This is a genomic window from Paraburkholderia sp. 22098 (assembly GCF_052045935.1).
Lineage (GTDB): Bacteria > Pseudomonadota > Gammaproteobacteria > Burkholderiales > Burkholderiaceae > Paraburkholderia > Paraburkholderia caledonica.
Genome location: NZ_JBQEPV010000002.1, coordinates 217,474 through 234,575 on the forward strand (window position 1 = coordinate 217,474; position 17,102 = coordinate 234,575).

General features: G+C 64.0%; 11 protein-coding genes. 9 read left to right on the plus strand and 2 right to left on the minus strand.

The annotated features are described in order from the left end of the window. The first annotated feature begins 11 nt into the window (after window positions 1-11). Window positions 12-935 (plus strand): LysR substrate-binding domain-containing protein, encoded by a 924-nt coding sequence (locus tag ACTJLB_RS04430; protein ID WP_020069904.1) that lies wholly within the window; start codon window positions 12-14, stop codon window positions 933-935. Window positions 936-1,139: 204 nt separating this feature from the next. Here the strand turns inward: ACTJLB_RS04430 and ACTJLB_RS04435 are convergent, their stop codons facing one another. After that, complete coding sequence (locus ACTJLB_RS04435; protein ID WP_006051149.1) at window positions 1,140-1,301, minus strand: DUF1328 domain-containing protein; 162 nt, start codon at window positions 1,299-1,301, stop codon at window positions 1,140-1,142. A gap of 1,230 nt (window positions 1,302-2,531) precedes the next feature. On the opposite strand from ACTJLB_RS04435, the gene ACTJLB_RS04440 reads away from it, so the two are divergent. The 8 genes from ACTJLB_RS04440 (at window position 2,532) to ACTJLB_RS04475 (ending at window position 16,378) form a co-directional block, all read left to right on the plus strand. Next, entirely contained in the window at window positions 2,532-5,390 is a 2,859-nt protein-coding gene (locus tag ACTJLB_RS04440) for a sugar ABC transporter (RefSeq protein WP_440782834.1), read from the plus strand. A gap of 37 nt (window positions 5,391-5,427) precedes the next feature. Beyond that, window positions 5,428-9,321, plus strand: coding sequence for a tetratricopeptide repeat protein (locus ACTJLB_RS04445; protein WP_440782835.1), 3,894 nt, complete (start codon window positions 5,428-5,430; stop codon window positions 9,319-9,321). 76 nt (window positions 9,322-9,397) lie between these two features. Next, complete coding sequence (locus ACTJLB_RS04450; RefSeq protein WP_214878887.1) at window positions 9,398-9,949, plus strand: penicillin-binding protein activator LpoB; 552 nt, start codon at window positions 9,398-9,400, stop codon at window positions 9,947-9,949. A 59-nt stretch (window positions 9,950-10,008) separates the two neighbouring features. Then, the gene (locus tag ACTJLB_RS04455) at window positions 10,009-11,412 is read left to right on the plus strand and encodes a PelD GGDEF domain-containing protein (RefSeq protein ID WP_440782595.1); all 1,404 of its coding nucleotides are present in this window, start codon (window positions 10,009-10,011) and stop codon (window positions 11,410-11,412) included. Continuing rightward, window positions 11,405-12,454: a tetratricopeptide repeat protein gene (locus ACTJLB_RS04460; protein ID WP_440782596.1), complete on the plus strand. Its 1,050-nt coding sequence runs from the start codon at window positions 11,405-11,407 to the stop codon at window positions 12,452-12,454. The genes ACTJLB_RS04455 and ACTJLB_RS04460 overlap by 8 nt, the downstream gene beginning before the upstream one ends. Then, entirely contained in the window at window positions 12,451-14,088 is a 1,638-nt protein-coding gene (gene pelF / locus ACTJLB_RS04465) for a GT4 family glycosyltransferase PelF (protein ID WP_214878892.1), read from the plus strand. Before ACTJLB_RS04460 ends, pelF begins: the two co-directional genes overlap by 4 nt. Continuing rightward, a complete protein-coding gene (pelG, locus tag ACTJLB_RS04470; RefSeq protein ID WP_087753155.1) occupies window positions 14,088-15,461 on the plus strand; it encodes an exopolysaccharide Pel transporter PelG in 1,374 nt (457 codons plus the stop codon). Before pelF ends, pelG begins: the two co-directional genes overlap by 1 nt. 14 nt (window positions 15,462-15,475) lie before the next feature. Further along, window positions 15,476-16,378 (plus strand): endo alpha-1,4 polygalactosaminidase, encoded by a 903-nt coding sequence (locus tag ACTJLB_RS04475; RefSeq protein WP_440782597.1) that lies wholly within the window; start codon window positions 15,476-15,478, stop codon window positions 16,376-16,378. A 37-nt stretch (window positions 16,379-16,415) separates the two neighbouring features. Here the strand turns inward: ACTJLB_RS04475 and ACTJLB_RS04480 are convergent, their stop codons facing one another. After that, complete coding sequence (locus tag ACTJLB_RS04480; protein ID WP_088175111.1) at window positions 16,416-17,036, minus strand: LysE/ArgO family amino acid transporter; 621 nt, start codon at window positions 17,034-17,036, stop codon at window positions 16,416-16,418. Window positions 17,037-17,102: the final 66 nt, after the last annotated feature.

Below are 17,102 nucleotides of genomic sequence, written 5' to 3' on the forward strand. Positions count from 1 at the left end.
TGATATTTCTTATGCCGACTTCAACAATCGTGATGACCCGTGACCTCGACAGCAGTCTGCTTCGCACATTCGTCACCGTCGCGGAGACGGGCGCGGTGGGCGTGGCCGCAATTCGTCTCGCACGCACCCAGGCCGCGGTGAGCATGCAGTTGCGCCGTCTTGAAGAAGACCTTGGTCAGCGGCTGCTCGACCGTTCGCCACGCGGCGTGCAACTCACCGAAGCCGGCCATCTGCTGCTGCCGTACGCGCACGCGATTCTCGGCGCGGGTGCCGATGCGCGGCGTGCGCTGAGCGCGGGGCAGGTGTCGGGCACGGTACGGCTCGGCATGCTCGAGGACATCGCTGTCGGTCGTTTGCCGCGTGCGTTGCGGCGTTTTTCGATTGCCTATCCGCGGGTCGCGCTCGAAATCGTCGTGGACAGCAGCGCCGCTTTATCCAGGCGGCTCGTAGACGGCGGCCTCGATGTGGTCGTTGCCGATCCCGCGCTGGTGAACGGCACGCCTTTGCTCACATGGACTCAACCGTTGTTCTGGGTCGGCGCGCGCGGCTATTCGCGCGACGCCGAAGCGCTCTTACCGCTGGTCGCTTTCGGCGACACATGTCTGTGGCAACAGAATGTGTTGACGGCGCTGCGCCGCGCGGGCATCGGCTGGCGCATTGTGTGTACGAGCACGAGCTTGCCGGCGGTGCAGTCGGCGGTCGAAGCGGGGCTCGGTGTGTCGGTATTGCTCGAAGGCAATATTCGTTCGGAGTCCATGAGAATTCTGGGTCGTGCCGATGGCTTGCCCGATGCGCCCGCTGCGGATTTTGGGCTGTTCACGCGCGAGGTCGCGGGCGCGCAGGAGGCAGCCGTGCAGACGTTGCAAGGTTTTCTATGCGAGGAGTTGCATCTGGGCATGCGGGAGAGCGACTCGCGCGTGCTGTCGGAGGAATGAAGCAGATACAGACGAGGGAATGCTGGAGTGGCGGGTGGAACACGCTGAAGACTGGCGGCACACGTATAGCGCGATGCGCGTGCTGCGTTGCGGAGAAGCCCGGCGTGAGCGGCAACTATTGCAATACACCGTGGCAGGTATTGCAAGAGGTTGTTCGCACGCGCCGGGGCGGGTATTCCTCCGCTTATACAGCCGATGCGGTGATCAGCGCCGCATCACGCCCATCAGCAAGGTGACGAGGAAAATCACCACGAAGATGAAGAACAGCACCTTGGCGATCTCCGTCGCGCCGGCGGCGATGCCGCCAAAGCCGAATACCGCGGCGATGATAGCGATGACGAAGAAGATTGCAGCGTATCGAAGCATGAGGCCTCCCACCGATGAATACTGGATTGAAAGTAGAACGGCGGCTCGCCTCGGGTTAGGTCCCGCAACGAGCGATCTGCCGGCGAGCGATGTTGAGCAATGGCTGTGCCTGGGTGCCCACCAACCGTCAGCGGCGACCTTGCCGTTGCCTCACTGCAACGACACGCTAAGCGCCGCGGAGCGCCTCATGCCGTGAAAAGCGATATCCACCGACGATAACGTTTGCGCGAGTCAATAAGCATGCCGCCGAGTGGATCGATGTGTCAGTTGATTTGCGCTGCATAAAAACAGGCGTGTCAAATGAAAAATAGTTAATCCGCATTTAATAAGGGTGAAGCAGCGGGGGTGTCATGGCGGCAGAAACAACAAGATGTCGTGCGGCTGCCGTTGAGTCGCTCAACAAAATCCGTCCCAAGCATGACCGTATTAACGCCACTCACCACCGCAAATCAGCGGTATCAAACCGTCGCGCACTGGCACAAATCGGGTTTTAACGATTTCCAGGGGAAGTCCACCGAACGGTTTCCGGCTAAAGCGGTTTATCGAAAATCACTTCACCAAACGGCCAACGGCGGAACCCCGGCGGTCCTTCTGTCGCGCCGGATTGCGCGCCAATAACAACGTGCGGCGGCGACGATTCCGGCAGCACGGCACCTGACACAACACTGGCGCTCCGAGCCCCATCTTGCCCGCTCAAGCCTGCTCGAAAGATTCCCGCTGAAAACGATTAAGTCATTCGTGGATTGTTAATTGTTGTCAGACCGAACCATTTTGGACCCGACGGGTGGTGAAGAGGTGAAACGTTTGCGCCGTCATATAGGATTGGGTAGCACAGTAGTTCGTTGATGTTCCGGGCGTTTTTGGCGATTGTTGGTAAAAAACCCGAGCGCCAGAATACTCGTGCAATTTGAAAAAGCAGCTATTAGAATGCGCAACCTGGACGCGGGGCGGCTATTAACGCCAGAGGGGCCGTGGCGGTGTTTTATTACGCCGTTGTAAAGGTCGGCGCAGCGCGCGTCAAAAAAGAGGGGCAGTCAATCGAGTGGGCTGCAGTAAAGCCCAAAAAAAGCCGCGTTCAATGCGGGCCGGTAAAAGAGCATAAACCGAAGAAGAAATCACATGCCATTGGGGATTCAAACGATCGGGGGTGCGCGCCGGGCGCTTCGCAGCGGGCCGGGCGGCGAGGCGACGCCGGCGCGTCTCGAGCGAGGACGTGCCCAGCCGCGCCTCATGCGTGTGTCCGAGTGCGCTGTCCTTGCGGCGCTCGCGATCGTCTACGGCAGCGCGAACGCTCAGTCGACGGCGCCGCAATCCCTATCCTCTACATTACCCGCGGCACCGCTAGCTCAGGCAGAAGCGCGCACTGCGCAAGCGGGTCCTTTTGCGTCAGTCAATCTCGCGTTTTTCGACGGCGCCAATGTGCCGGTCGACTTGTTGCACGCGTTCGATGCCGTCGTCGTCGATCCGTCGCATGGTTTCGATCCGTCGGCGAATCCGTTGCGCCATACGGTATGGCTCGCGCGCACCGGTGCGGACGCCGCTGCCAGCACGCCCAGTGCATTCGTCGCGAGCGTAATCGAGCCGCTGTGGCAACGCGGTTATCGTGGCTTCCTGCTCGACACGCCGCAAGCACTTGCATCGATCGACGCGATTCGCGCGGCGCATCCCGACGCGCGAATCGTGATTGGCGGCGACGACGCGCTTAAGCTCGCCGCGCCGCATGCCAAAGCGCTGTATGCGGTTGTGGGTCCGTCGCTCGTCAGCGGTGCGAGCGCGAGCGGTGCCGGGCAGATCGTCGTTTCCGCAGACGACCGTGCGGCGCGCGTCGCCGCGGCGCAAGCGTTCATGCGGCAGACGGGCGTGCCCGTCGTGTCGATCGAATACTGCGCCGCCGATGACCGCGCGTGCGCGCGCAGGACGGCGGCGCAGGTCGTGGCGACGGGCGTAACGCCCTATGTGACCGACGTGGCGCGCGACGTGGTCGGCATCGGCGCAATCGAAGTGCTGCCGCGCAAGGTGCTCGTCGTGCAGGACACGGGCGAAGATTTGCTGCTCGACGAAACCCCCGCCGTGCGCGACCTGGCCATGCCGCTGAACTATCTCGGCTATGACGTCGAGTACGCGAACGTCAACGACACGCTTCCCGATGACATCACGCCCGACCGCTACGCGGGCGTCGTTGCGTGGCTGCAGGGCAGCGGCACGCAGGACAGCGCCGTGTGGCGCAGATGGGTCGATGCGCGCATCGCCGCGCACGTTCCCGTTGCGTTTCTTGGCCAGTTCGGTTTCGACGCGGCCGAGGACGAAGGGCGCGCGCTCGATCTGCAGGCAGTGCCGGGTCCCTTCAGCGACAAGGTAGACGTCGTCTCGCGCGATCCGATGATCGGCTTCGAGATCGATCCCAAGCTCGGCCCGCGCGACCTGACGGGCGTTCAGGTCGGCGCAGCCAGCCGGCCGCTGCTGCGCGTGAAGAGCGGTCAGGCGACGCTGGACCCGGTCGCGATCACGCCATGGGGCGGCTTCGCGATGAGCCCGTACACGGTCGTGTCGCTCAACGGCATCGACCAGGAGCGCTGGGCGATTCAACCGATTTCGTTCCTCACCGCCGCATTGCGTCTGCAACAGATGCCGTCGCCGAGCGTGACCACCGAGAACGGGCGGCGCCTTTTCATGTCGCACGTCGACGGTGACGGTTTCGCGTCGCGCGCGGAGTTTCCCGGCGCAGACTATTCGGGCGAAGCGCTGTATCAGCAGATTTTTACCCGCTACAAGGTGCCGATGACGCTGTCCGTCATCGAGGGTGAAGTGGGGCCCACGGGTCTTTACCCGAAAATTTCGCCGCGCCTGGAGGAGATTGCCCGCAAGATGTTCGCGCTGCCGTATGTGGCAATCGGCACGCATACCTACTCGCATCCGTTCGACTGGGGCAGCGTGGACGCGAAGACGGGCGAACGTGTGGATCGCGGCGGCGGCGATACTGCGTTCTCGCTGAACATTCCGAACTACACGTTCGACATCGACCGGGAGGTAACCGGCTCGATCGATTACATCAATACGCGCCTTGCGCCTCCCGGCAAGAAGACGACCATTCTGCAATGGCCCGGCAACTGCAAGCCGCCCGCGGTGGTGGTGCGCAAGGTCTACGCGGCGGGCGTCGCGAACGTGAACGGCGGCGACACCGTCATCACGAAGAGCGCGAGCAGCTGGACCAACATCGCGCCGATCGGCGTCGACAAAGGGCCGGGCGCGTATCAGGTGTACGCGCCGAATCAGGACGAGAACGTCTATACGAACGACTGGCTGGGTCCGTTCTACGGTTTCACGCGCGTGCTCGAAACCTTCGACATGACGGACAAGCCGTTGCGTTTCAAGCCGATCGACCTGTACTACCACATGTACAGCGGCACCAAGGTCGCTTCGCTGCGCGCGCTCGACCAGATTTTCACGGCGGTGCTCAAGCAAGCCGTGCTGCCCGTGCAGATGACCGACTACACGCAAAAGGTGCTCGACTGGCGTTCGTTCGCTGTCGCACGCGCGGTGCGCGGCGACGTCGACGCGGATGCAGGTGCAGGTGCAGGTGCAGGTGCAGGTGCAGGTGCAGGTGCCAATGGCGGCAAACGTGCCGACGGCGACTGGATCGTGCGTGGCAACGGGGACGTGCGGGAGTTGCACTGGCCGCTGTCGACGGCGCCGGATCTGCGCGCATCGGCCGGCGTCACCGGCTATTCGGCCGGCCCCGACGGCACTTATATCCACATCGCCGACGGCGCCGCTCGCGTGTCGTTCAACGGTGCCGATGCTCGCGATAGCTCGGCGGGAGCGCTTTTGAAAGCAGGCGCATTGCCCTACATCGCCGAAGCGAACGGCTTCGTTCGCAACTTCAGGCGCGGCGCAAACGGCATGTCGTTCGAATTCGGGGGCTACTACCAGTCGTTCGTCAGGCTTGCCCACGCGGGCAGTTGCAGTGTGAATGTCGCTGGACGTCCCGTCGCCGTCCACCGCGACGCCGCAGGCTTGCGCTTCGACACCCCGGCCTCCGCCGGTCTGGAGGTGAACTATCAGCCCGTCGAGATTTCCTGTGAGCGCTAAACGTCCCCGTATCGCACCGACCTGGCTCGTCTGTCTGATGGCGGGCGTCGTACTGCTGACGATATACGGCGTGTCGCCTCGCGGCGGCTTGCGCCAGCGCGTGGCGTCGGTCGGGGCGCCCAGCGACCTGAGCGTCGCGTATCTGGAAGCATGGTCGAAGGTGCGGCCGGATAATGAGGAGTTTCTCTCGTTGCTCGGCGCCCAGTATTCGTATCTGGGCCGTACCGCCGACACCGAGCGGATCGCCGCACGCATGGATGCGCTCGGCACCGACGACATGCATCGCACCGCGACGATGCTGCGTCTTTCGGTGGCGGAGCAGCGCACCTTTGCGATTCCCGAAGACGATCCGCGCCGTGCCCGCGAACTGAGCGATCTGCGCGTGCATTTGCAGGAAGCGGCAAAGCTGCAGTGGGCGCCGAAGGACCTCGAATGGCTCGCACAACGCGCGGCTGCAGTCGGCCTGCCCGATCTCGCAATGCAGCTTTACGCGCGGCTCTCGGCTAACGATCCCGATGGCCGCAACAAGTGGGACACGCAGATCACGCGCTACGCGCTGCAAGTGGGCGACTATCGCGCGGCCGCGAATGCCTGGTTCCGTCAGCAGGCTGCGGCTCGCACGCGCGACGAACAGCGCCGTTGCTTCGTGGCGGGCCTGCGCGCGTTGCAGTCGGGCAATCTGCTCGACGACGCGCTTGCCGCGGCGGATGCACATGGCAGCGCGCTCGCCGACGATCCGGCAACGCTTGTCGTGCTGCTGAATCTCGCGCGTGCCGCGAACCGGCCGCAAGCGGTCGATCGCTACGCGAAGATGCTGGCGCGCTATACGTCGAACGAATTGCGTGAGATGCCGCCGCAAGGGCTGCCTTCGCCCCGCGCGCAATACGCGTATATGGACGGACCCGTCGCGCGGCCCGGCGGCTTCGTGCTCGCGAGTCTGCGCGAGGCGATGCACGGCGAGGCGCAACATCCGCGCACGGTTCACGTCGTTCGCATTGCGACTGCAGCGACCCCGGCAAGCCCAGCGACACCGGCAAGCGCAGCCACCGCTGCACCCCAGACTAACCCGGACCCCGGCATCGCAAACACCGTATTCCAGGCGTTCGTCGAATCCGGCGATCTGCCCAACGCGCAGAAAATCGCCGCGCAGCAGGTGCAGCGCGATCCGCGCTCCGCAGTGTGGGTCAAGCGACTCGCCGAAGTGGCGGAATGGAATCGCGACCCCTCGCTCGCGCTGAAGTCGTGGCTCGAATATGCGCAGGTGTCGAACGATCCCGTTGGCTGGCAAAACGTGCTGCGTATCGCACCAATGCTCAACGACGACGAAGCGTATCTCGTCGCGCTGGTTCACCAGGCGCGCGCGAAGCCCGGCGACATGAAACTCGTCGACAGCGTCACCGCCACCTATGAACGTCTTGGCCGGCCCGACGACGGCTTGGCGTTCCTGCGTTCGCTGCCGCGCGGCGCGAATGGCGATGCGATCGATCAGCGTATAGGCGCGCTTGCCGAGCGGGCAGGGCACGACGAAGAGGCGCTCGCTACCTACCGCGCGGTGCAGGCACGTCATACGAACGACGCAACGGCCGCGCTGCGCACGGCGAGTGTGCTGTACCGCAAGGGCGACTATCGCGCCTCGCTCGCCGCGTTGTCCGCCGCGCGAGCAGGCGCAAAAGACGGCGACGAAGTTTTCTGGCGCAACTACGCCGAACTCGCGCGACTGCAGCAACGCGACGACGACGCCAACGAGGCGTATCGCCATCTGCTCGCGAACGGCATGGCGACGCGGGAAGATCTCGGCGAAATGACGGATTTCTACGATCCGTATCCGATCGACGCAGGCCGCATCGCCGAGTTGCGCTTTCATCGCGAACACACGGCGCGTGCGTTGCGCGACGCGATCTACTACTACCTCGACGCGCAGGCATTGGACCGGATCGCGACGCTGCTCGCGAATCTCACGCCGGACGAGCGCAGGACCGCCGACGCGTCGCCCGTATTGCTCGGCGTACGCGCCGAATACTATCGCCTGATGGGTGAGCCGCAAAACGCACTTGCCGATCTGAAGCGGGCAGTGGACCTGCCCGGCGCAGGCTCCGACGTGAGCGCCGCGTATCTGTGGACCCTCGTCGACTACGGCAGCGACGCGGATCTGCGCGCCGCGCTCAAGCGCTGGCGCGCCAATGCCGCTCAAAGCTCGGCGTTGTGGGGCCCGTTCGCCGCCGCTGAAATGCGGCTGAACCGGCCCGTCGCCGCGCTCGACTATCTGCGCCGGCAGGCAGGCATGATGTCGCGCGATCCGCTGTGGCTCCTCACCTATGCCGACGCACAGGAACAGTCGGGGCACGCGGGGCTGGCCTGGACCATCCGCAAGAAGGTGTGGCTGCAACTGCACGAACAGGCGAAGCTCGCGAAACTCCACGGCGCGCAGCGCGCGTCGATGCGTGGCCGCGCCGCGCAGGACGCCGAAACGGCCGCCGATCTGCGCGGCCGCCGTGTGACGTTATCGACGGAGTTTGCAACGGGTGACGTCTCCGCCGCATTGCTCGACGACCTCATGTCCACGCACGCAACGCCGGCCGACATCGCGCAACTGCGCCGCACCCTGATCGGCAACGCGAAGGGCTTGCCCGGCGGTGCGCCGATGCAAGGCGCCGATCTGCCGCAAAACGCGCAGGTGCGCGGCGCGGTCGCGAAGGACGTCGCGGTTGCATGGGCGCTGTCGCACGAAAGCAATCCGCTTGCGAAGCGCTGGCTCGCGCAGCAGTATGCCGAACGCCTGTCGCGTCCCGCCGACGCGCGGCTCACCATCGCGCTCGCCGAGAACAACGTGGGCGAGATGGAGCGGCTGCTCGACCTGGAACGCTCGCGCTTGCCGGTCTACGACCGCATCGACGCGACCATCGCCGTCGATCATCCTGATCGCGCGCAACAGCTTGCGTTCGACGCCCTTGGCGGCGCGCCGGAAGACACCGAACTGCACACACGGGTCACGGAGACGACGCTCGACTGGCCGCAATCGATCGACGCGAATGTCACCAACTACGTCGAGCATCCGCTCGATTACGTCGAGGCAACGCTTGCCGGCAGCCGCAAGATCGCCGAGCGTTATCTCGTTGGCGTGACTGCGGTCCAGCATTTTCAGCATTCGACCGACATCACCCAACTCGTCAACGTGCCCTCGGTGGATCGTTGGCTCAACATCTACGGCGAGCGGCGCACGCGCGACACGTCGTTCACGATCACGGGCGGCAGGCGCGTTGCGTCCGCCTCGTTCTACACGCTCGATCTGGCGGGAGAGGTGGGCCGCAATTCGGCCCTGACACTCGGACTCCGCGCCGGCCGTAATCAGGTCGCGGACGAAACCCAGACGCTGCTGGTCGGCGGCATGAAAGACAACGTGATCGGCGATTTCACGTATCGCATGACGCAGCACATCACGCTCACGGGCAGCGTGGAGGCGGACCGTTTCTACAGCCAGGCGCGCACCTATATGGGCAGCGGCGTGCTGTCGACGGGCGAGGTGAGTTACCGGATTCGCACGCAGTACCCAGATTACACGCTGCGCGCGCTCATCACGCACGGCGGCTATGGCGCAAGCGGCCAGGCCGATGGCCTGATCTCGCGTCTGTTGCCGGTCGCGCTGCAACCGGCCACGCCGCGCGACTTCATGCCCGACACCTATACGCAATACGGCTTCTTCTTCGGTGCGGGCAACGATCTGCTCGAGCAGTACACGCACCGCTGGCGGCCTTTCTTCGACGTCGGCCTGCTGCACGATTCGATACAGGGCTGGGGGCCGCAAATGAGCGTGGGTATCGCGGGCACCGTGTTCGGCGGCGATCATGTCGCGGTGTTCCTGCAACACCAGCGCGTGTCGAAGATCGGCACGCCTGTCACGGTGCTGGGCGCGCGCTACAGCTGGTACTACTGATTACCGATTCTGTTCGACTGACAATGCGGGCGTATCGCGCCTGCGACGAATAACGACGTTACTGAGGAGTGGTTCGATGAACAACATGAAAAGATGGTCCGGCCTCATCAAATGGTCCGTGGCGGTGACGGCGACGGCACTCGTGCTCGGCGCGTGCGGTTCCATCCGCCAAACGGGCTCGCCGGCGCTCGGCGCCAAGGACTCGGTTGCAATCGTGTCGATGGCGAACTTCACCGAAACGCCGGCGGCGGGCAGCAGCGCGGCTGCGATCGCGGCCAACACGCTGCGCGCGAACGGCCTGACGGATGTGCGGATCGCTCCCGCCGATGCATCGGCGAACGCGATGTTCGATACCGCGCAGCGCGATCTCGGCGAGAAGAAACTCGCATGGGCGCGTGAGCAGCATGTGAAATACGTGCTGACCGGCGCAGTGGAAGAGTGGCGCTACAAGGTGGGCGTGGACGGCGAGCCGGTAGCGGGCGTCACCTTCGAACTGATCGACGTCGCATCGGGTCAGGTGGTCTGGAGCGCCACGGGTTCGAAGAGCGGATGGACGCGCTCCAGTCTTGCAAGCGTTGCTTCGTCGTTGATCGGCAGTCTGTTGTCGCCGCTGCGCTCGCGCGGTTGATCCACGCGCCGCGCAGGCACGCTGTCATTCGTATCTCGAGATGTCATGAGGAGTCGGCTGTGAATACCGTCACCGCGCAATCCGCCGCCAGTGCGGCGAAGCCGCGCCATTCGAATCCGCTCGGCAACCTGAGCGCGTTGCGGCGCATCGTTGCGCCCGCGGTGGCTCGGCCGTTTTCAATTGTCGAGACGATCGTGTTCGTTGCGGCGGCCGGTGCGTTGAGCTGGGCGCTCGACCGCAACGACCCGTTCCTGCTGCATACTGGTTTTCCGTGGCTATGGTTCGCGCCGCTGATCGTCGCGCTGCGCTACGGCACGCTGCTCGGCTTGCTCGCCTGCGCGATGCTGATCGGCGCCTGGCAGGTGCTGATGCGCGGCAGCCCCGACGCATGGCCGACGCTGTTCTTCACCGGCGGTCTGTTGCAGACCATCGTTGCCGGTCACTTCGGCGATACGTGGGGCAACCGGGCGCAACGCGCGAACGCGTTGAACGACTACCTGAACGACCGGCTCGTCGCGATTACGAACAGCCATTACCTGATGCGCCTGTCGCACGAGCGGCTCGAAAAAGATCTGTTGTCGAAGCCGACCACGTTGCGCGATTCGATTACCGAACTGCGCCGTCTGTCGGTCGCGCATGGGCTCGATAGTGCGAAGGACGTGCCGTCGCACGATCTGCCGGGCGCGCACGCGCTGCTGGAATTCGTCGCGCAGGCATGTCAGATCGAAGTGGCCGCGCTGTACCCCGTGCACGGCGGCAAGCTCGGGCGTGAAACGCTCGCCCGGATCGGCGATGCGTTCGAGCTCGACCCGCGCGACGAACTCGTCGCACGGGCGCTCGAAACCCAGACCGTCGCGCATCTGAAGAGCGGCGAGCATCCTGTCACGAACACGGGCCTGCTCGTGTGTGCGCCGATGATCTCGGCGGACGGGCGGCTCATCGCCGTGCTGGCGATCAAACGCATGCCGTTCCTGTCGCTGAACTTCGACAACCTGCAATTGCTGCTGGTGCTGCTCGGCTATTACGCCGACGGCGTCGAACACTCGCAGCAGGTACGCACGATTCTCGATGCATTGCCCGACTGCCCATACGAGTTCGCGCTCGACGTGAGCCGCCTCACGCGCCTCGAACACGCGGCGGGCATTACGTCGTCGCTCGTCGCGCTGGTGTTCCCGCACGACGACGAGGGCGACTCGTTCTTCGAACACGTGATGCGTCGCCGCCGTGCTCTCGATCTGATGTGGCCGGTCAAGGCCGCGGGGCAGTCGGTGCTGATCAATCTGATGCCGGCGACCGATGCGACCGGCGTGGACGGTTATCTCGCGCGGATCGAAGCAAGCCTGCGCGCGCAGTTCAATCTCGATCTCGAAGGCGCGCGCATCGGCGTGCATACGCTGCATCTCGGCGGCGAGCCCGGTCCGGCGTTGAAGCGTCTTCTCGTGCGCAGTGGCGTCGATGTCTGAAACCGTGCGCCCTCACTCCATAGGCCGCGCGTCGCGCGTACTTCGCGCTTTCGTCGCTTTCGCCGGCATCGTGCTCGTCGTGCTGGTGCAATGTGCGTTGGTCTGGCGCGTCGCGAACGGGCAGGTGGCGTTCGACCCGCTGCTGCCCGTCGTCGCGATCAATCTGATCGGCGGTGCATTGCAGGCGCTCCTGGTTCGAGCGCTGTTACCGCAGCACTATCGCGAGCCGCGCGGCTGGAGCTTGCTGCTGCTGTGGCTCGGGTGCGCATTCGTGCCGCTGTTCGGGGGCCTCGTCGTACTCGTGAGTTGTGCGTGGGCCGCCTGCTATCCGCGTTCACACAGCGGCGAGGAACTGGACGACGTGCCGGCGCCCGAATTCGTTACGCACCTGATGTCGCGCGTATCGCATGGCGGCGGCGCGCGCTTGCAGGCGCGCATCGTCAATACGCAGGTGAATGCGTCGGATCGCCTTTCGGCGCTCGTCGCGATCCAGAGCATGCCGACGCGCACCACGGGCACGCTGCTGCGCGAACTGCTTGCGGACCCGGTTGAAGACGTGCGCCTGATTGCTTACGGCACGCTGGACCAGGCGGAAAACGAAGTGACGCAGCGCATTTTCCAGACCGGGCAAAGCCTCGAGATGGCGAGCACCGACGATCAGCGTCACGCGATCAATCGTCAGCTTGCGGAGTTGTACTTCGAGCTGATCTATCAGAACCTGGTGCAAGGCGCGGTCTACCGGCACACGCTCGAACAGGCCGATCACCACGCACGCGCGGCGCTCGAGATCGACGACGGCGACGCCGCGCTATGGATGATTCGCGGCCGCCTCGCTCTTGCGAACGGCGCCGCAGACGAAGCGGCCGACTACATGGCGCGTGCCCAGGCGCTGGGCTTCCCACGCGAACGCCTGGTGCCGTGGCTTGCCGAAGTCGAATTCCTGCGCGGGAATTTTGTGCGCGTATCTGAACTGTTGGCGTCGCTCGGCAATGCCGCGACGCTGCCGATGCTCAAACCTGTTGCGCGTTACTGGTCAACATGAAACCCTCACTGATGCGCCGCGCCGCGGACGCCGATGTCTGCCTGCTGCTCGAAGGCACGTTCCCCTATGTGCGCGGCGGCGTATCGAGCTGGGTCAACGGCATGATCCGCTCGTATCCGGAGCTGCGCTTTTCGATCGTGTTCGTCGGCAGCCGCGAAGAAGACTACGAAGGCGCGGCGTATGCGCTGCCAGATAACGTGGTCCATTTCGAAGCCCACTATCTGTACGAAGCGGCCCATGCCGATAAAGACGCGTCGCGTGAAATTCCCGGCGACGCGCAGGCATTCGCGCGCTCGGCCGCGTTGCACGACGCATGGCGCAACCGCGGCAATTCCGACGCGGCGTCGGACCCCGGCGCGCTGATGGCCGACATGGTGCAAATGATCGGCGACAACGGGCCGCTGAACGAGGAGCAGTTCCTGTCGAGCCGCGCCGCGTGGGACTTCATCGTCGACCAGTACGATCGGTATTGCACGGACCCGTCGTTTACCGACTACTTCTGGACCGTGCGCATCATGCACAAACCGCTGTGGCAGCTCGCGCGCGTCGCGGAGCAAGTGCCGCCGGCGAAGGTGTATCACACGGTGTCGACGGGCTATGCGGGTTTTCTCGGCGCGCTGCTGCATTACCGGAGCGGTCGGCCGCTGCTCGTGTCGGAACACGGCATCTATACGAAAGAGCGCAAGATCGATCTGCTGCAAAGCCAGTGGATACGCGACAACCGCGGTGCATTCGAGCGCGACATCTCGAAGATCAGTTACTTCCGCGAACTGTGGGTGCGTTTCTTCGAAGCGCTCGGCAAGCTCGCCTACGACGCCGCCGACGACATCGTCGCGCTGTACGAGACCAATCGGCAACGGCAGATCGCGGACGGCGCACTCGCTTCGCGCACGCGCAACATTCCGAACGGCGTGGACGTCGACGCACTGGCGCCGCTCGTCGAACAACGCGTCGCACGGCCGCGCAACGTAGTCGCGCTGATTGGCCGCGTGGTGCCGATCAAGGACATCAAGACCTTTATTCGCGCGCTCTTTATCGCGTCGCGGACCATGCCGGATATTGAAGGATGGATCGTCGGACCGGAGGAAGAAGATGCGGCCTACGCGCTCGAGTGCCGCGCGCTGGTGCAAAGTCTCGGGCTCGCGAAGAACGTGAAATTCCTCGGCTTCCAGCGTATCGACGAAATCTTGCCGCAAGTCGACGTCATCGCGCTGACGTCGATCAGCGAGGCGTTGCCGCTCGTGGTGCTGGAAGGCTTCGCGGCGGGCGTGCCTTCCATCACGACGGATGTTGGCTCGTGCCGTCAGCTGATCGACGGTTACGGTGACGAAGACCGCGCGCTGGGCTCGGCGGGCAGCGTCGTGCCCATCGCGAATCCGGCAGCGTTCGCGCAGGCCGTGCTCGATCTGCTCGGCGACGAACCGCGCTGGCTCGCGGCGCAGCAGGCGGGCCTTGCGCGGGTGCGGCGTTTTTACACGAAGAAGCAGATGATCGATCAATACCGCGTGCTGTACGAACGCCTGACGGCCGCGCCCACACGTGACGGACGCGAGAGCGGCAATGCGGCCGCTGCGCGCGGCGGCTGCCCGATGCATCACGGCAACGCGCAAACCCAACCGCGAGAGGTGCGCTGATGGCCGGCATCGGTTTCGAGCTCCGCAAGATACTCAAGCACCAGACGCTCTTCGGCGTCGCGCGCGCCTATGCGTACGCGGGGCTGATCAGCTCCGGGCCGCTCATTCTGTCGATCTTCGGTATCCTGATTATTGGTGTGCTGAGCCTCGCGTTCGTGATTCCGAAGTACGCGATCGTGCAGTTCCAGGTGTCGGTGACTTACCTCGTCGCGTGCAGCCTGATTCTGACCGGGCCGCTGCAACTGTCGTTCACGCGCTTTATCTCCGACCGCCTGTTCGAAAAGCGCGACGACCTGGTACTGTCGAACTATAACGGCGTCGTGCTGATTTCAACGGCAGCCTCGGGCGTGCTCGGCGTGATCGCGGTCGCATTCGGCTTTCGGGGCGAGCCGCTGATTTACCGGCTGCTGATGGTGGCGGGGTTCGTGGTCGTCAGCAATATCTGGATCGCGGTGATTTTCCTGTCGAGCGTCAAGCAGTATCGGCAAATTCTCTATGTGTTCGCGCTTGGCTACGGCTGCACCGTTGCATTCGCGTTGATGCTCAACCGTCATGGACTGCCCGGGCTGCTCGGCGGCTTCGTGGCGGGTCACGTCGTGCTGCTCGCCGGGCTGTCCGGGCTGATCTATCGCAACTACCGCAGCGAGCGCTTCATCTCGTTCGAGGTGCTGCAAAAACGCTTTGCGTATCCGAGTCTTGCGCTCGTCGGACTGCTGTTCAACCTTGGCGTGTGGATCGACAAATTCATGTTCTGGTACGCGCCGGACACCGGCGCGCGCGTGATCGGACCGTTGCATGCGTCGGTGATCTACGATATTCCCGTGTTCATTGCATACGTGTGCGTGATGCCCGGCATGGCAACCTTTCTCGTGCGGATCGAAGCGGATTTCGTCGAGTACTACGACCGCTTCTACGACGCTGTGCGCAGCGGCGCCACGCTGCGCCATATCAACGACATGCGCGACATGATGGTCGGCAGCGTGCGGGCAGGGTTGTACGAGATCGTGAAGGTGCAGACGGTCGTGCTGCTGTTGATCCTCGCGTTCGGGCACCTCGTGCTGGAAGCATTGGGAATTTCAACGCTGTATTTGCCGCTGCTCATCGTGGATGTGATCTCGGCCAGTCTGCAAGTGCTGCTGCTCGGCTTGCTCAATGTGTTCTTTTATCTCGACGCACGCCGTGCCGTGCTCAAACTCACGGCGGCGTTCGTCGTGCTGAACGCACTGTTCACGGGCATCACGCTCTGGCTCGGGCCTGACTTGTACGGCTACGGTTTCGCGCTCGCGCTGCTGCTCGTCGTGATGGCGGCCGTGACGCTGCTCGACCGCAAGTTCGCGTCGCTGGAGTACGAGACTTACATGTTGCGCAACTAGGCGGGGATTCGCGGATGAGTATCGGAAAACGTCAGCGCCACGACATGTGCGCGTTTTATCGGCGCGTGGTATGCGCGGCGCGTCTGGTGCTGGTGGGCTTGCTGTCTTCGATCGCACACGAACGCGCGTGGGCCGACGCGGGAGCGGGGCCCTCGATTGCGCTCTTTTATGGCACGCAGCCGCCGGTCAGCCAGTTGCGCAACTTCGACGTCGCGGTGGTCGAACCCGACAGCGGCTTCGAGCCGCTGAAGCACAAGAATCCGGACACCGCGTGGTTCGCTTATGTGAGCGTGGGGGAGGTGGAGCCGCAGCGTCCGTATTACGCTGCCATTCCGAAGGCTTGGCAACTAGGCGACAACACGGTGTGGGGCGCGAAGGTGATCGATCAGGACGCGGCGGACTGGCCGGCGTTCTACGTGGAGAATGTGATCGCTCCGCTATGGAAGAAAGGCTATCGCGGCTTTTTCCTCGACACTCTGGATTCTTACCAGATCGTCGCAAAGACGGACGCGGCGAGGGCGCGGCAGGAGCGTGGTCTCGTTGCCGTGGTCCGCGCGATCAAGGCGCGCTATCCGCGTGCACGGCTGATTTTCAATCGCGGGTTCGAAATATTGCCGCAGGTTCACTCGCTCGTATATGCGGTCGCATTCGAATCGCTGTACCGAGGCTGGGACCAGGCGGCGAAGCGCTACACCGAGATCACGCAGGCCGATCGCGAGTGGCTGCTCGCGCAGGCGAAAACGATTCGCGAGCAATACCGGCTGCCGGTCCTCGCAATCGACTATTGCGCGCCGGCCGACAGCGTCTGCGCCGCCGACACCGTCAACAGGATCAGCGCTGCGGGCCTTGTTCCATATGTCACGGACGGCGGCCTGCAGACGGTCGGCGTCGGGCCGGCTCGCGCAATGAGACAGTGAGGCAGTGAGGCAGTGAGCGGGCGAAGGTTAGTTTGCTTCAACGCAACTGCGTGACGGCCAGCAACAACACCATGCTGCCGATCGCGCCATCTAGCACACGCCATGCGCTTGCCCGGCGAAACAGCGGCGCAAGCGCTCGTGCGCCGTATCCAAGCGCTATAAACCAGACGCAGCTCACCGCCATCGCACCGACGGCGAACGCGACGCGTGCGCCGTCCGGTTCGCGTGCCCCGGCAGTACCCACCAGTAGAAAAGTGTCGAGATAAACGTGCGGGTTGAGCCACGTGAAGGCGAGCGTCATAAGCACGATCGGCATCGCGCGTTGCGCGGGCTGTGCGCCTCGGTTCGCGTCGGCGTCCATTACCGCATGCCCGGGCCGCACTGCGCGGCGCAATGCATTGATGCCGAACCACGCGAGATAGGCGAGGCCCACGTACAGCATGACATGCACGAACACCGGATAACGCTCGATCAGCACCGACGCGCCGCCGACACCCGCGCTAATCAGAATGCAGTCCGACACCGCGCATAGCGCGACGATCTTGCCCACATGCGAGCGCATGATGCCTTGCCGCAGTACGAAGGCGTTCTGCGCGCCGATGGTCACGATCAGCGACGCACATAACGCAGCGCCGTGAGAAAAAGACAGCCAGTTCATAGCGGATCCAGTAGACGGGAGAAGCGAACATGGCTAGTCTGCGGTTCTGTGCTTCATAAGAGAAGC

Excerpts from the sequence above, each read along its gene's own strand:
- ACTJLB_RS04430 (WP_020069904.1), top strand. The coding sequence starts at position 12 with ATGCCGACTTCAACAATCGTGATGACCCGTGACCTCGACAGCAGTCTG.
- ACTJLB_RS04435 (WP_006051149.1), bottom strand. The coding sequence starts at position 1,301 with ATGCTTCGATACGCTGCAATCTTCTTCGTCATCGCTATCATCGCCGCG.
- ACTJLB_RS04440 (WP_440782834.1), top strand. The coding sequence starts at position 2,532 with ATGCGTGTGTCCGAGTGCGCTGTCCTTGCGGCGCTCGCGATCGTCTAC.
- ACTJLB_RS04445 (WP_440782835.1), top strand. The coding sequence starts at position 5,428 with ATGGCGGGCGTCGTACTGCTGACGATATACGGCGTGTCGCCTCGCGGC.
- ACTJLB_RS04450 (WP_214878887.1), top strand. The coding sequence starts at position 9,398 with ATGAACAACATGAAAAGATGGTCCGGCCTCATCAAATGGTCCGTGGCG.
- ACTJLB_RS04460 (WP_440782596.1), top strand. The coding sequence starts at position 11,405 with ATGTCTGAAACCGTGCGCCCTCACTCCATAGGCCGCGCGTCGCGCGTA.
- pelF (WP_214878892.1), top strand. The coding sequence starts at position 12,451 with ATGAAACCCTCACTGATGCGCCGCGCCGCGGACGCCGATGTCTGCCTG.
- pelG (WP_087753155.1), top strand. The coding sequence starts at position 14,088 with ATGGCCGGCATCGGTTTCGAGCTCCGCAAGATACTCAAGCACCAGACG.
- ACTJLB_RS04475 (WP_440782597.1), top strand. The coding sequence starts at position 15,476 with ATGAGTATCGGAAAACGTCAGCGCCACGACATGTGCGCGTTTTATCGG.
- ACTJLB_RS04480 (WP_088175111.1), bottom strand. The coding sequence starts at position 17,036 with ATGAACTGGCTGTCTTTTTCTCACGGCGCTGCGTTATGTGCGTCGCTG.